General features: G+C 33.9%; 12 protein-coding genes. 3 read left to right on the forward strand and 9 right to left on the reverse strand.

Annotated features, from left to right (window positions below):
* Window positions 1–35: 35 nt before the first annotated feature.
* The 3 genes from EP747_RS22130 to EP747_RS22140 form a co-directional block, all read right to left on the reverse strand.
* Window positions 36–1256, reverse strand: coding sequence for a phospholipase D-like domain-containing protein (locus EP747_RS22130; protein WP_129692166.1), 1221 nt, complete (start codon window positions 1254–1256; stop codon window positions 36–38).
* Window positions 1257–1461: 205 nt separating this feature from the next.
* Window positions 1462–2040: a TetR/AcrR family transcriptional regulator gene (locus EP747_RS22135; protein ID WP_235832971.1), complete on the reverse strand. Its 579-nt coding sequence runs from the start codon at window positions 2038–2040 to the stop codon at window positions 1462–1464.
* A 36-nt stretch (window positions 2041–2076) separates the two neighbouring features.
* The gene (locus EP747_RS22140) at window positions 2077–3111 is read right to left on the reverse strand and encodes an alpha/beta fold hydrolase (protein WP_129692168.1); all 1035 of its coding nucleotides are present in this window, start codon (window positions 3109–3111) and stop codon (window positions 2077–2079) included.
* A gap of 485 nt (window positions 3112–3596) precedes the next feature.
* Here EP747_RS22140 and EP747_RS22145 point away from each other — a divergent pair, with 485 nt between their 5' ends.
* Window positions 3597–4262 (forward strand): hypothetical protein, encoded by a 666-nt coding sequence (locus EP747_RS22145; protein WP_129692169.1) that lies wholly within the window; start codon window positions 3597–3599, stop codon window positions 4260–4262.
* Window positions 4263–4465: 203 nt separating this feature from the next.
* Here the strand turns inward: EP747_RS22145 and EP747_RS22150 are convergent, their stop codons facing one another.
* The 4 genes from EP747_RS22150 to EP747_RS22165 form a co-directional block, all read right to left on the reverse strand.
* Window positions 4466–4891, reverse strand: a complete 426-nt coding sequence (locus EP747_RS22150) for an SRPBCC family protein (RefSeq protein ID WP_129692170.1) — start codon at window positions 4889–4891, stop codon at window positions 4466–4468.
* 126 nt (window positions 4892–5017) lie between these two features.
* Window positions 5018–5530 (reverse strand): HEAT repeat domain-containing protein, encoded by a 513-nt coding sequence (locus EP747_RS22155; protein WP_129692171.1) that lies wholly within the window; start codon window positions 5528–5530, stop codon window positions 5018–5020.
* Between the two features lie 145 nt (window positions 5531–5675).
* Window positions 5676–5906 (reverse strand): DUF7660 family protein, encoded by a 231-nt coding sequence (locus EP747_RS22160; protein WP_129692172.1) that lies wholly within the window; start codon window positions 5904–5906, stop codon window positions 5676–5678.
* Between the two features lie 160 nt (window positions 5907–6066).
* Entirely contained in the window at window positions 6067–6534 is a 468-nt protein-coding gene (locus EP747_RS22165; RefSeq protein ID WP_129692173.1) for a hypothetical protein, read from the reverse strand.
* Between the two features lie 394 nt (window positions 6535–6928).
* On the opposite strand from EP747_RS22165, the gene EP747_RS24430 reads away from it, so the two are divergent.
* On the forward strand, window positions 6929–7078 hold the full coding sequence (locus EP747_RS24430; RefSeq protein ID WP_165347220.1) for a hypothetical protein: 150 nt from the start codon (window positions 6929–6931) through the stop codon (window positions 7076–7078).
* A gap of 915 nt (window positions 7079–7993) precedes the next feature.
* Here EP747_RS24430 and EP747_RS22170 read toward each other — a convergent pair.
* A complete protein-coding gene (locus EP747_RS22170; RefSeq protein WP_129692174.1) occupies window positions 7994–8770 on the reverse strand; it encodes a hypothetical protein in 777 nt (258 codons plus the stop codon).
* A 1002-nt stretch (window positions 8771–9772) separates the two neighbouring features.
* Window positions 9773–10084, reverse strand: coding sequence for a glycine/sarcosine/betaine reductase selenoprotein B family protein (locus EP747_RS22175; RefSeq protein WP_165347221.1), 312 nt, complete (start codon window positions 10082–10084; stop codon window positions 9773–9775).
* 736 nt (window positions 10085–10820) lie between these two features.
* Between EP747_RS22175 and EP747_RS22180 the strand changes: the two genes are divergently transcribed.
* Entirely contained in the window at window positions 10821–14570 is a 3750-nt protein-coding gene (locus EP747_RS22180; protein ID WP_328590754.1) for a S8 family peptidase, read from the forward strand.
* The last annotated feature ends 217 nt before the right edge of the window (window positions 14571–14787 follow it).

Here is a 14787-nt window from a genome sequence, read left to right on the forward strand (position 1 = left end):
CTTTAAATAATAATAAAGTACAACTAGTTTTTACCCTATAAATAAAACTCAAATACTTTCGCTATTTTTTCTTTTATTCGTTCTTTAAAAGGTAAATTTTTAATATAAGTAGGCGTAATTTCAAATGCATGATTGAATACATCGGCTAATTTTGGATCTACCTGTTTGATAAATTGTTGATCATATATATAGCAATTCAATTCATCCGTTAAATGAAATGACCTGGAATCAAAATTTGTTGTGCCAATCATTAATACTTTATCATCAATTTTAATTACTTTACCGTGAAAAATACCTTTTTTAAACCCATAGACTTTTATATTATTTTTCCAAGCTTGCTTTATATATGGAAATGCTGCTTGTTGTACTAGAAGTGCATCTGACTTATGAGAATATAGTATTTTCACTTCAATTCCTCTATTTGCTGCATCTAATAATGTATCCCATATCACTTTATTATTCGGTATAAAATATGGAGAATAAATTGTTATAGAATGTTTTGCTTGTTTAAACAATTTACTATATTCTTGCTCAATCCCTATTTTAGTATAAGAAACAAATTGATGCTGGTTTTTTCCAATTTTTTTACTGATCTCCATCTGTGTAATTTTTTGGTCTGAATTTTTTCTCCAATCATGTACAAATTGTTTTTCTAAGCCTTCAACACCGCTACCTACTAATCTAAGCTGAACATCTTCCCAAGGTTTTAATCCTTTTTTTTCATCAATATACTTTTTACCTATATTAAACCCACCAATATAGCCAATTTCCCCATCAATAATCGTCATCCGACGATGATTTCTGTTATTTAACGATGCAAAAAAATAGGATAATTGCGGTTTATTAAAATATGTAAAATGAACTCCATGATCGATTAAAGATTTTCTTTCTTTCCGTTCTAATAAAATTCCACCAAGACGATCAACTGCATAATAAACTGGAATTCCTTCATCGCTCTTCTTTTTTAAGATATCTAAAAATTGATGTGAAACACGATCATTAGAAACTGAAAAAAAGTAGATATGCACTTCCTTTTTTGCATTCCTAATATCATTAAATAATTGGTTATTTAACTTCATTCCGTTCGTATAAATCGACAAATCACTATATCCCATTGGATAAGTTATTGGTTTTTCAGCAAAAATATTCTTTTTTTGAGCTTTCTCCATTTCAATCTCATTTAAAGCAAATAATATGACCAATAGTGAAAATAGGAGTACTAAAGTTTTAAATATGAATTTTAATATTTTTTTCATAGATTCCTCTTACATAGTTTGGCATAAGAGTATTTTTTGAATAAAATGACTTAAATATCCCTATTTATTTTAATTATGGAATTTTTTTCATTTAGGCACTGTTGAATTAAAAAGTTGATTTTTGGACTTAAAAAAGGCTGTCTAATTAGACAACCTTTAAGAACCCTTATTACTCAGAATTTTTATTTCAACCACCGAATACCATTTAAGTTTTTAACATTTTCATCAAAAAATCAGCAGAAGGTAAACCAAATTTATTATCAACTAGATCTTGAATGGTTAAACTATTTATCACGTTGAAATACCATATTAATATTTTTCGTGGATCTTCCTTTAAGAATTCACCACTTTCTTGTCCTTTTATAACTATTGGTATTAGTAAATCAATTAAATAATCAGGTGAATATTTTGATAATAATTCCGTCACTTTTTCTGGTACTTCTGTGCTTTTCCTCGCTTGTTGGATAATCATAAATGCATATTTATGATTTTCATCCAACATTTTTTCAGTTAATAATTTTAATAGTTGGTATGGAGTACCTTGAAAAAATTGCAGTGAACTTAGCTCACTTTGAGACTCAAGCATTAAACCTTCAATAATTTGAAAAAACAACTCTGCCTTTGATTTAAAATGGCGAAAAATTAAACCTTCACTAACATTTGCTTCAGTTGCAATTATACTTGTTTTCGTATTTTTATAACCATTCAATGCAAAAATTTTCAATGCAGATTGTTTAATAAGCACCTTTCTATCAGTTTGTTGATTATTATCATTTGGTAACAACTTACTCACTCCAATTTATACATACTTACTTATTTACTATTTACAGTTAATTGCTAATGGTCTTACTCTATTTATTAATTCTTGTAAAAACTGCTCAGGTCTAGCAAAGCAAGCTAAATGTCCTGCGTTATTTATATAAATAAACTCTTTTAAAGGTGCTTCGATTTCATGCAAAAAACGTTCTGCATTTTTGGTAGGCGTAATAATATCATTGTCTCCTTGAAAAATAAAGAAAGGAATTGAATATACCGTTGCCAACCGTCCATAATTAAAATTCATTAATTCGTTAAACAATTGATCACCCGAAAATTTCATCCCTCTAAAAATATCGAATAGATCGTTTAACTTATGCTGTGGTGATGAAAGCATTGCAGGCAAAATAAGGTCCATTACCATATTAGGTACATTTTTTATAGATTTTACTAATATCTGATTTCTTTTATCAAAATCTTTTTGTGTCCATTTTGTTTGATCTGGTCCAAAATCTTTAAATATCTTTAGTCCCCTCGTATTCCCTGCGTCAGACAAGGCATCAATCGCCAATTGGTATGCAATATTTTCATAATCAAAACAGTTTTGATCAGTACCTACATACGCATAAAAGAGATTTGGCCTTTCCTTTATCATTAATGTAGCTATAAGACTACCGACGGAACTTCCAACCAAAATAATTTTATCTTTCTCGAAATCATTACAAATTAGACTACTTAATTCAATTCCATCTTCTGCCAACTGGATTAATGTAATTTTACCACAACCTTCTTTCCCATTCTTTTTAAAAGTTTTTCCTGCACCTCGCTGATCCCATTGAACAATTGTAAAATGCTTTTCCCAAGAACTTATCAAAGAACTAAAAATAGTATAAGTTGAGGCAGGACCACCATGAATAAATAAAAGAACAGGGTTTCTTCTATCTTCTCCTCGGATTGTAATCCATTGATCAATCCCCCCAATATTTACATATTTTTCTTCATTTATCATATATTCAGTATTAATTTCTAATCTCTTTTTATTTTTCTTTTGATTAAGTTTACGAAAAATGATATCAAGTAAGATATTGCATTTTGTCATTTAGAGTTTTCCTTTCTAACATCAATTGTATTTTGAGTGAGTTACTCACTCAAAATATATTATGCATCTTGCTCTGTCAATTCTACTTAAGTGATATAAAAAAGTACTCATACTTTTTTTGAGCAAAATAACAAAAGTTGGATAAACAAACATTAAATGGACTAAGAAACCCTTGAAAAAACTAATCCTCTTTTTTCAAATCAAGAATACCTTATATTTCCAAATTTTTATTAGCTATTTTATATAAAAAATAACACAAAATAGACTGTATTCAATTATTAAACATCGGAGTTGACATTTAGCTGTGAAAAAAGTTTTTTTTTATTGTAATCCTGTCCGTTTCATTATTTTGCTTTGCAGAATTTACTTACGCTACGACTGACAAACCAGTTCTCTCTCCACCAATTAGCTTTCAAATAGAAATTCAGGATTGGGAAGCTGTTAACAAAATAATCCCAAAATACTCGTTGTTCACTGTAATCGATGTGGAAACTGGCAAGAGCTTTGATGTACAAAGAAGAGCTGGTAATAGGCATGCAGATGTTCAGCCTTTAACAAGAGAAGATACAAGGATAATGAAGGAAATATACGATGGGCAATGGAGTTGGCGAAGAAGGGCAGTATTAATTTTAGCTGATGACAACCTAATTCCTGCATCCATGCATGGAATGCCACATGGTGCAGGCTCCCTTCCAAACGGTTTCTGTGGTCACTTTTGCATTCATTTTATGGGAAGCACGACACATCGGACAGGAAAATCAGACTTGTCACATCATGTAATGATCCTTAAAGCTGCTGGAAGAATTGATGAATATATGAACAACCTACCACCTTCCCAACTTTTAAATGTATTTTTCGTTACTGTTAAAAACAAAGATAAGGGCTTGGTTAAAAAAATTGCCATAAGTAATCAAAAAAATATTAAAAAAGATCTTATGAAAATAAAAAAAATAGAAGCGATACAGTGGACTTTGTCCAAAACAAAGGAGTTAGAGCCATCCTCTTTAGAAACTGAAATCCCGGTTGAGGTTACTCTCTTTATAAAAGATATAGGTCGGATTAGAACCAATCTTTCTTTTACCTTGGTGAGAACGTCACCTATTTCTCCATGGAAAGTAAATATCGACCCTTTGCTTTCAAACATTAACTAGTTGTTTGATTACATTATTTCTTGCTTTTCATCTAACGACATTTCTAATTATCTGTCATTAACATTTAAAAGGGCTACCATAGTAGCCCTTCTATTCCAATCAACTCATTTCTTTGTATAAATCTTTCTATTTTTGGTGTAAATATAAACCTGATAAGTCAAAAAAAGAGAATGATTCAAAATCACCATTCTCTGTATATCTACTTATAGGTTTGTTTGTTCTGCATATTTTTTAAAATTGTCTAAAATTGCTTGCCATCCCTGTTGTTGAAACTCAACAGGATTAGTTGTTTCAGGATCGAAAGTTTCAATTACTTCCGTTTCGTTTTCTTTACCACTAAATGTGATATTAACCTTTCTTCCATCACCTAGAGTATATGCAATAACCTCATATTTTTTTACTTCATCATAAGTCCCACCAAAGTCGAAACCAAAACTGCCATCTCTTGCTTCCATTCTTGAACAGAATTCTCCACCAACACGTAAGTCATTTACTGCCATAGGTGTGTGCCAGTCTTCTGAAGGACTGTTCCATTTTTTAATATGTTCAGGTTCTGTCCAAAATTCCCATACTTTTTCAATTGATGCTTTAATAGTTGCTTTTACTGTTACTTTGTTAGATGTTTCCATTTCAATTCCGCCTCTCTTGATACCAATTTATTTTAAAATAATCAATATTTGTGGCTAACTATATTGTATACGATTTCAAAAAATCATTCTATCTATTCATTTTTTGTTATTAAATTATTGAATGCGTTAGTTACATAACTCATAATTTTCAATTATGTCCTCCAATAATTCGTAATTGTCGGGTTCTTTTTCATTTCTCAGTGCACTCTTTAGTATTGATAAAACCAACTTGTCTTGAATTTCTCCTAGTGCCGTATATGCTACATACCTTATATCAGACTCCTTTTCATTTATCAATAATGAAAGTGGTTTTATTAGTTGATTATCTGGAAACGATAATGCAATTTGAGCAGACCAATAGCGAACTCCTTTATGATCACTCTGTAATGATTTTAATAGATGAGGAACTACTTCTTCATTACTAAATTGTACAATTACATCTTCAATCAATTGATAAACCCCAAAACCACTACCATCCCCAAATACATTTAGAAAAAGTGGTATACATTCTAGAAATGGATTTTCGATAAAATACTTTCTTGTTTCATCAAGTTCTCTTAAAGTCTCTTCATCTAATTCCTCATCACTAGGTAGTGGTTGATGTTCTTTCAGGAAAGATAATGCCTGCTTAATGTCCATTTTTAATATCCTTTCAAATAGGATTTACTATATATTTCAAAGAATATTTTAACATTTCTTGTTCATCTAATCTGCCATATTGTTGAATAAAAAAATCGACTATACAGCCGATCATATTGTTCAACTAATGCATGCGTTAGTTGAATTACTCATATCTACTTCCTGCGTAAATTATTTTTGCAAATTCGCTCCATTTAGGTTCTTCCGATATTAAATCAGTATCAGGTGCCCATCTTTGCATAGCATCCAAAAATGAAACAATATTAGTACTTTCCCATTCCAGCTGGTTGTCTATATTATCTTGTTTCATAATCTCTAAAAATTTGATCAATTCTTTTTTAGACTTAACTTTTTTCTCTATATCATTAAACTTCAATTTTCTTTACCTCGCATCTTGGATAAATATATTAACTTCCTTATTCAACTAAAGCACTGCGTTAGCTAGATAAGGAATTATTAGTCTTATCAAAAATTAATTTGTAAACGAAGATATAAATTTAAAGAAAATTCGGTCTTTTTTCTTTACTTTGAGGTAGTTACAAAGCATCAAAATTTTTACTAATTGTAATAGAATGACTTAATTTCATTGTTAGTTTCTCAAAATCTTTTATTAATAAATTACTTATAAAAATATCAATTTCTTCCCCAGAATGTGTTGCTAAAATGAATTTATCACTAATTATAAAAGCTCTTTCTATATCTTCAACTTTTATTTCCTTTCTAGAACTAAATATACCTTGATGATGGATAGATAGTATATTATTCTCAAACCTCAAATAATCAATTGAATTAAGTTTAATAAAAAATAACGCTTTTGGAATAAACAACAAAATAAAGATTATGAACGGTATTAATGGTATTAATAATAAAAAATACGTATGAATGAATACATCCCAAAATGAATATACGAAAAATAGTATGAGTAAAAAAAATATAAAAATACTTAGTAAAATACTATATCCAAACATCTTCGCTTTGGGAAGTTCTTTGTATTTCAGTTTCAAAATTCTACCCTCTTTCTCAGATTTTAAATCCTTTATTAGTTGTATAATTCGCTAGATACATAACAAACTCCTTGTTCAACTAATCTGCCTTTTTGTTGAATAAAAAAATCGACTAAACAGCCAATCTTGTTGTTCAACTAATGCATGCCTTAGTTCAGCGTGAAATCAGTACATTTATTCTTAAACTAAAAGTTTTTAACTGATGAATCTTTCTATTTCGAATGATTATCAAAATTATTCGAACCATTCGAAATTAGTCACAAAAAATTCACAATCACATGTGATATATTTCACAAAATACACTCTTTTCGATATATAATCAATTTGTAATCGCTCACATATACACCAAGAAAAGAGTAAAAAAACAGCATTACTCATACTAGGAGGAATAATGATGCTTACTATTATTTTTACTGAAATCAAAAAAATGTGGTTTGACCTTTCATGTACATATGAAAGTTTTGAGGAGATTGATCGCCTTGAATCCAAGCACACTCGAGTGCGTTTTGATAAAGATATTTATGAAATCATCCGTGTCCAATAATATCGGATGAAAATTTATATTAGGAGAGTAACTATGAATGATTTAAAAATATAACTATTCGTTTAGAAAGAAATAATCAAGAGCATTATGAAAATTACAAATCTAATTATATATAAACTTCAAAAGTCTAGCCCAAACGGTTAGGCTTTTTTCTACTTGTTCAACTATCCTACCATTTTGTTGAATAAAAAAAATCGACTAAACAGCCGATCTTGTTCTTCAACTAAAGCATGCTTTAGTTATTTAAGTTGAATTTATTCTCCATCTAAACTCAATGGTTGGAATTCTTCCTAGGTGATTTAAAAATAATTTCAAATATAACAAAATAGAGTGCGGGATAAATAACTAATAACCATAAAATATATTTATGGGGTAGAGTATAAAAGATTAAACCACCTAATATTAGAAAAATCAAAGCTGAAAATAAAAATCTTACCACCCTTTTAGTGTTTAACTCCTTATCATTAAAGTAAATAAATAGACACACAAAAAAGATTGCCCTAATCAGACTGGTTAAACCTCTTATAGTTCGAGTTTCATCAAAATCAAATTATATATCACATATGCAATACATTGCAGACAGAACTATGATCCATCGAAGTAATATTTTCTTCATAAGTAATACTCCTTAAAATTTTCCATAATGCTACTAACAGTTACCATAATCTTTTATGAAAAACTTTACAAATCCAATTTTTTCTTATTTAACTAAACTGCAATTTAGTTCAATAAAAACGACCGCCGAAGCAGTCGATCGTTGTTCAGCTAACGCATGCGTTAGTTGTATAACATACAAAAATGTTGATGTAGTAAATGAGGTCATTTGCAGTACAAGAAGGATAGAAAAAGCAGATACCACTTCTGCATTTCTATCCTTCTTTTTCATCTGTAAAATAGCAGCCTTTTTAAAACCTTTTAATTTACACTATGTAGAAACTCTAAACTCCAACTTGAAGTTCCTCGTGAAATATTAATCCATGAATTAACTCCACAAGTAGTATATTTAGTAGCAACCACGCCATACCAAGTAGAAGGTACAGTATAACTCCAAGTGTTCCCTGTTGGATAATAATTTTTTATTTGAGTTGAAGTGCCACCAAAGGAAGATGGTCCTACTTGTCCGAATCTAACATGACGCCCTGATAGTACATAATTCCCAGAACCATCATAGCTCCAACCACCAGTTACACTTGTCATGTCATAATGTTTAACGTTACTACTATCATATTTATTTTCAAAATAAATTGTTGAATATGCTTTTACAGCTAAAGAAGAATCCCATTTGTAATCATAATCACTACTAGACGCTAAAGTGCCGATCTGATTTTCTGGTGTGTCTTGTCCTTGAACAACTGCAAACGTGGTAGTGGCAAAATACTTAGTAGTCGTTTCACCTTCTTTTTTAACTTCTAATAGTTGGGTAGTTTGATAATACTTCCTTGAAACATTAGCCTTACTTCCTGTTAAAACGAGGTCACTTTTTGCAACTAAATCTTCACTACTAACTTTTGGATCATTAACGCCATTTTTTGCTCTATCCCATAATTTATCAATATCTTTGATTTCACTTTTTTTATACAATAATTGTTCTTTTTCAACTTGTTTTTCTGTTTGAGCAAAAGAAGATGTGGAAAACCCTGTTAAAAGCAAGATGGTGATTAGCGATGAAATTGACAATTTTTTTAGTAACATTGAAAATCCTCCCCTTAGATATGTGTTTTACTAAATCCGCCTTAACTCCTTTCTGAAAATTGTGTAACATCAGAATTCTTTTCTATTATATTCTAAAAATGGAAATATTTGGGTGTGTAAAAAGACCTTATTTCTTTGTTCGAATAGACCTATTTTTGTAAATAATTGTATAAAAATGGTATTTTTGGAATATAAAATTTTTCTTGATATTTTGTTAATATAAGATATTTGTTTTGGGAAATCATATATATCTTATTAAACTAATGCATGCGTTAGTTTAAGTACAACTCTTCACATTCTTTCCAACAGTTGAACGCTCTTAGTAAAAAAATGGTGATATAAAACGTGGTTTTATGTTCTCATTACTTAATGGGTCATAGTTATAATCATCATAATCGGAAGTTTTTATAGGCTGTAGCCTCTTTCGAGAAAATGAGTATAAATAATCCCCTTAGCTTTAGCCAAGGGGGATTTATTTGTTTCTGTATGTAGGAATGAGTATTTTCAATACTGATACATCCTTTTTACATATTACACAGAATACTTCCCCTTTTTAAAAGACGGATAGATGTTAACGTTCATACTTTAAGTTTAAATCGATAATCGTACCCGGCTCAGTAGACGTTTCTAATACTTCATAATGCTAAGCTGAGTACTTGTCTTTGCTGTACTTTGGCTCCGGCTTCACCCACGGGGCTGCCAAAAGGGAAGCGATTATAAAGAGATCGGGGAACATTAACAATTTCAGAAATTTCTTTGGCTAACGTAAGTGCTACAGTTGGAATTCCATGAGATTCAATGGTTCGTGCGTCCAGACCGGCCGACTGCTGGCAAAGTGGTCAGGAAGGAACCAATATGACAGCATCCACTTTCTCTTTCTTTAACTTTTTTGCAACTTCAGGTGAAGTAACATTTTTTAAGGAATGGTGAAACAGGAATAAATCCCATAAAACTATAATGAGTTTCCGCTAATTCACCTATTTTTCCTTCTGACCGCAATTCTTATAATACATCCAAAGGGAATACAACATTAGGATCTTTCCGTGCATTGGATTGATCATAATGTTCATGAGCAAATGATACGTTGGATAAATCCGTATCAACTGGAATTTCCAAATAAGAAACATCACCAAGACCATAGTTGTCGTTAAACGGTGTCATTCCTTTTATATATACACCACCAGTTGTAATGAGAGCAATTTTGGCCTCTGTGGTTTTTTTCTTAAAGGGTGTGAAGGATGCTGCCTCGTTTCGTTCATAACGAAAAGATGGAACCCATCGCTCTTGCACAGCTTTTTCTACTTTTTCAATCAATTGATATCCCTCCTTTACATAACAACCTAACAATGTTAGTTCATCGGTACAAATAATGTGAAACAGAAAAGGAAGATTAACGAACGCTGATAGCGAATTAGCAAGACTTCGATCCTCTAACCAATGAACTTGATAAATAAAGTTCTAATTACGCGTTAGCCCACTTTTGCTGAATAACCATTTATCGGTTGGCCAGTAAAAAATATGAACATCATTTGTACTCCACATCATTCCTTTTTATTGATAACAAAATTGAATGATTATGATAACTATAATGTCATTTTTAAAAAAAATATATCGCCGTATAATTATCTTAACATTTTGAATAGTCTTAATTGTAACGTGGTTAATAAGGAATTAAATTTACTATCCAAGATGCAATTCATATTAGAGGGTGATATATAAGATGAAAAAAAGAAATTAGTTGTTTAAGTTGAGGACCGTAACCTGTATGGTTGCTTCAGCCCATGAAAGATGAAATTACATGAAGAAATCTAGTATTAGTAGATTGATATTAACAATCTGTATTTATATTAAATTCAGTGCCTATTATTTATCATCTGACCTTCAGCTAGAATTACATACTCCTGTTCAGAATCTCTAATCGGCCTAGGAGGTGTTTCTTGCAATATTATTAAACTCTTAATTCCCCTTTTTGATTTTCACATTGAACTTCTTGCATCAGGACCTATCTTATTCGTTCCATTTATTATTAGCTATTTTAGGAGGATGTTTGGTGAAAAAAATAAAATTGAAAACTTTAATCGCAACCTCACTGTCAACCGTCATGCTGGCTTCATCATTTTACAATGTTAAAGCTTTTGATAAAACAACGCTCGAAAAGACGCTCGAGACTTCTTCAATCGTTAACAACACAAATCTCGCTGATGAACATAAGATAACGCTTATTACAGGTGATGTCGTTACCATCAAAAAGATTGAAGGCGGTAAAAGCGTTATCAATGTTGAGCCTGCTGATCAAAACGGTGCAGGAGCGCAGATTCTAAATTTTGGCGAAGAGACGTATGTAATCCCGACTTCAGCCATGCCTTACTTAGCAGCTGATAAGTTAGACAAAGATTTATTTAATGTAACGGAACTGATTGAGAACGGCTATGATGATAAAAGTCTCTCTTACCTGCCGGTTATCGTTGAATATTCCGAATCCAAAGCCAGGGCAGTTCAAACAAGGAAAGCAGATCCAAAAGGTGCAAAAACGGTTCGTGTGCTAGAGAGTATTAACGGCGCAGCCCTTGCAGCTTCTAAAAAGGATGCGGATACATTCTGGGAAGATATCACTCCAGAAGATGCTGCAGAACAGAAAGCAACGCCAGAAACAGTTGCATTTGATCAAGGGTTTGAGAAGATCTGGCTGGACGGCCGGGTTAAAGCAGCATTAGATCAAAGTGTACCTCAGATTGGTGCACCAACCGCTTGGGAGTCAGGTTACACAGGTAAGGGCGTTAAGGTAGCTGTACTTGACACAGGAATTGACCCAAATCATCCAGATCTTGCGGATCAAATTGACGAGACAAAAAGTTTTGTACCGGGAGAAACGGCTGATGATGTTTATGGGCATGGTACACACGTTGCTTCAACGGTATTAGGAACAGGTGCTGCTTCTGAAGGCAAGAACAAAGGTGTTGCTCCTGAAGCACGTTTGCTTGTAGGTAAAGTGTTAAACAACGAAGGAAGCGGTCAAGAATCATGGATTATTGACGGTATGGAATGGGCTGCACACAACGCCAAGATTGTAAGCATGAGTTTGGGAGGCCGGTCAAGTGACGGAACAGACCCGATGGCTCAAGCCGTAAATAGACTAAGTGAAGAAACAGGTGCACTATTTGTTATTGCTGCCGGTAACGCAGGTTATGAAGGATCCGTCGGTTCACCAGGAACTGCTGATGCTGCTTTAACGATCGGTGCTGTGGATAAGACAGACCAGATTGCTTATTTCTCATCAAAAGGACCTCGTTATGGAGATATGGGCTTGAAACCTGATCTGTCTGCTCCGGGAGTTGATATCGTTGCTGCCCGTTCGAGCCTTTCATCAGGCAGTGGTTCTTATAGAAGCATGAGTGGTACATCCATGGCAACACCGCATGTGGCGGGTGCTGCTGCGATCCTTCTGCAGAAGAATCCTAATTGGAATGGAACTCAGCTAAAAGAAGCATTGATGAGTACATCCAAGAAATTAGATTACTCGCCTTATCATATTGGATCAGGTCGATTAGATGTACCAGCAGCGGTATTTAGTACAGTGAGAGCAACTGGTTCATTATCGTTTGGGTTCTTCAAATGGCCTCAAGATAATGCGCAGCCTGTACAAAAAACAGTCACTTACACAAACGACAGCGACTCTGCTGTAATCTTAGATCTACATGCTGATTTTAAGAATGGAAAAGGTAATGCTGCACCAAATGGTATGCTAACGGTTTCTGAGAGTCAAATTACCATTCCGGCTAACGGGACTAAAGACGTAACCGTTACATTGAACCCACACCTTGGAGACTTAGGCACTCGTTATGAAGGACATCTAACGGCAACAGATGAAAACGGCAAACAAGTGGCACATACATCAATGGGCATGGTGAAAGAAGAAGAAAGATATCCGCTAACATTTAAAGCTACGGACCGTAATGGGGATCCTGCTTTAACGTATGTCGCACTCTTTACCAAAAACTATTATCAGCCTTACTTTTTTGCTGTAAACGGATCAACTGAATTACGTTTACCCCCTGGCACGTATTCAGCTATGTCTATGATGAATGTAGATACTGAAACAGATCACCGTGGCATGGCATTGGTCGGTACACCTGAGATTAATTTAGACGGTCCTCAAACCGTGGAACTTGATGCTCGAAAAGCAGAAGAAATTTCAGTAGAGGTACCGAAGAAGACAGAACCAAGCTATCAGCGCATGGGATACTACCGTTCCCTTGATGGCACAGCATTGAATCATACTGTTTTAATGCCGGTGTGGATCGACAAAATGTATGCTGTCCCAATAAAGGAAGTTAAGACAGGAGACTTCGAATTTTTGACTCGCTGGCGTTTAACGAAACCAATGCTTGAGATTAACTTTAAAGGAAAAGTACTAGATGACATTCCGTTAGAGGGAAGCACACTGCTCGATGGAAAATATAACTTATCAACGGTTTATGCAGGAAATGGAACTCCAGCAGATTATGAGCGTCTAAAAGCAAAAGGCAAAGCGGTTATTGTAGATCGCAACAGTGAAGTTACGCCTTCAGAGCAGGCCGTTACTGCACATGCAGCAGGTGCAAAGCTGTTGATCATCGTAAATAATGAAGACAAGGAATTCAGTGCGTTTGTAGGAAATCCAAATTATACAGATATTCCTCTTGCCGTTGCTGGAATCAGTAAAGGCGAAGGCGATAAAGTCATTACAGCGGCACGTTCTGGTAACCTGAACCTGTTTGTTGAAGGTGAAGCAAATACGCCATATGTTTATGATTTGGTGGATGTCCACCAAGACCGTATTCCAGAAGATCTGAAGTATGCACCATCTAACGATGAACTCGTTAAGATTGATACACGCTACAAGTCAGACCGTGAAGCACCTGGAGAAGAGTTCCGTTATGATTTGCGTCCGTATGGAGGAGGTGTTGGGTTTTTACAAAAAGTACAGTTGCCCTCTGTTCGAACAGAGTGGGTTTCAGCAGTAAAAGATACTAGATGGTATCACATAGCAGCGGTATTAGACAGCTATTGGGAAGTACGTCAGCAAGTGGTTACGTATGAAAAAGGCGGAAAATTGGATGAAGAATTGTTCTCGCCGGTTGTCCGTCCACGGTTAGGTGAAGGCTATTGGACACCTTACCGGCTAGGGAACTATTTACACTTTAATATTCCTGCTTGGGCAGATTCAGGAAATGACTCAGGCGTCACCGGTTATGATGAATCCGTAAAAAATCAAACACTTAAATTATATCAGGGAGATACACTGATTAAAGAAGGAAAAGGACAAGCTATGTACTTAAATACTCCATTCCCTGAAGAAAAAACACAATATCGTTTAGTAAGTGATGCAAAGCGCGATCCGAATCGCTGGAAAACATCATTAAGTACGCATACGGAGTGGACGCTCTGGTCACAAAAAGAAGAGAATTTCTACACGAAGCTTCCGTTCTATTCACTGGATTATAAGGTTGAGACCGATATGAACGGTAACGCACTTGCAGCACCATCCACTGCACTCGAGCTATCTGTTGCAAAACTTGATGATAAGGAGGGCTTTGGTAAATTAGAGTATGGTAAATTAGAGGGAGCTACATTAGAAGTTTCCTTTAATGAAGGTGAGTCATGGGAGACTGTGCAACTTGAGCGTACAGCCGATAACAAGTGGGTAGCCAAGATCAACAATCCGAAGAATGCTGAATATGTATCATTACGAGCAGCTGCTTGGGATGATCTAGGCAACAAAATTACACAAGATGTGATTAAGGCCTATGGCTTAAAATAATTCAAATGTAAAAGTTAAAAGATAGCCTGCTGATTCTCTTGCGATTTTGCAGGCTATTTTTATTCTCTTTTATTGCTACGGATAAGTTCGAATCTCTATCAGTATCTCTACCCACTTATTCAATTCTCTATAGATTGGCTCAAAAGTGCAGGGCTCATTCACTTCTAATTGAACTAACCTGCCATTTAGCCACCCATGCAGCGCTCGCGCTGCACCA

Origin of the sequence: Gottfriedia acidiceleris, from assembly GCF_004138285.1 — a bacterium.
GTDB lineage: Bacteria > Bacillota > Bacilli > Bacillales > Bacillaceae_G > Gottfriedia > Gottfriedia acidiceleris_A.

Excerpts from the sequence above, each read along its gene's own strand:
- EP747_RS22130 (WP_129692166.1), bottom strand. The coding sequence starts at position 1,256 with ATGAAAAAAATATTAAAATTCATATTTAAAACTTTAGTACTCCTATTT.
- EP747_RS22140 (WP_129692168.1), bottom strand. The coding sequence starts at position 3,111 with ATGACAAAATGCAATATCTTACTTGATATCATTTTTCGTAAACTTAAT.
- EP747_RS22150 (WP_129692170.1), bottom strand. The coding sequence starts at position 4,891 with ATGGAAACATCTAACAAAGTAACAGTAAAAGCAACTATTAAAGCATCA.
- EP747_RS22155 (WP_129692171.1), bottom strand. The coding sequence starts at position 5,530 with ATGGACATTAAGCAGGCATTATCTTTCCTGAAAGAACATCAACCACTA.
- EP747_RS24430 (WP_165347220.1), top strand. The coding sequence starts at position 6,929 with ATGCTTACTATTATTTTTACTGAAATCAAAAAAATGTGGTTTGACCTT.
- EP747_RS22170 (WP_129692174.1), bottom strand. The coding sequence starts at position 8,770 with ATGTTACTAAAAAAATTGTCAATTTCATCGCTAATCACCATCTTGCTT.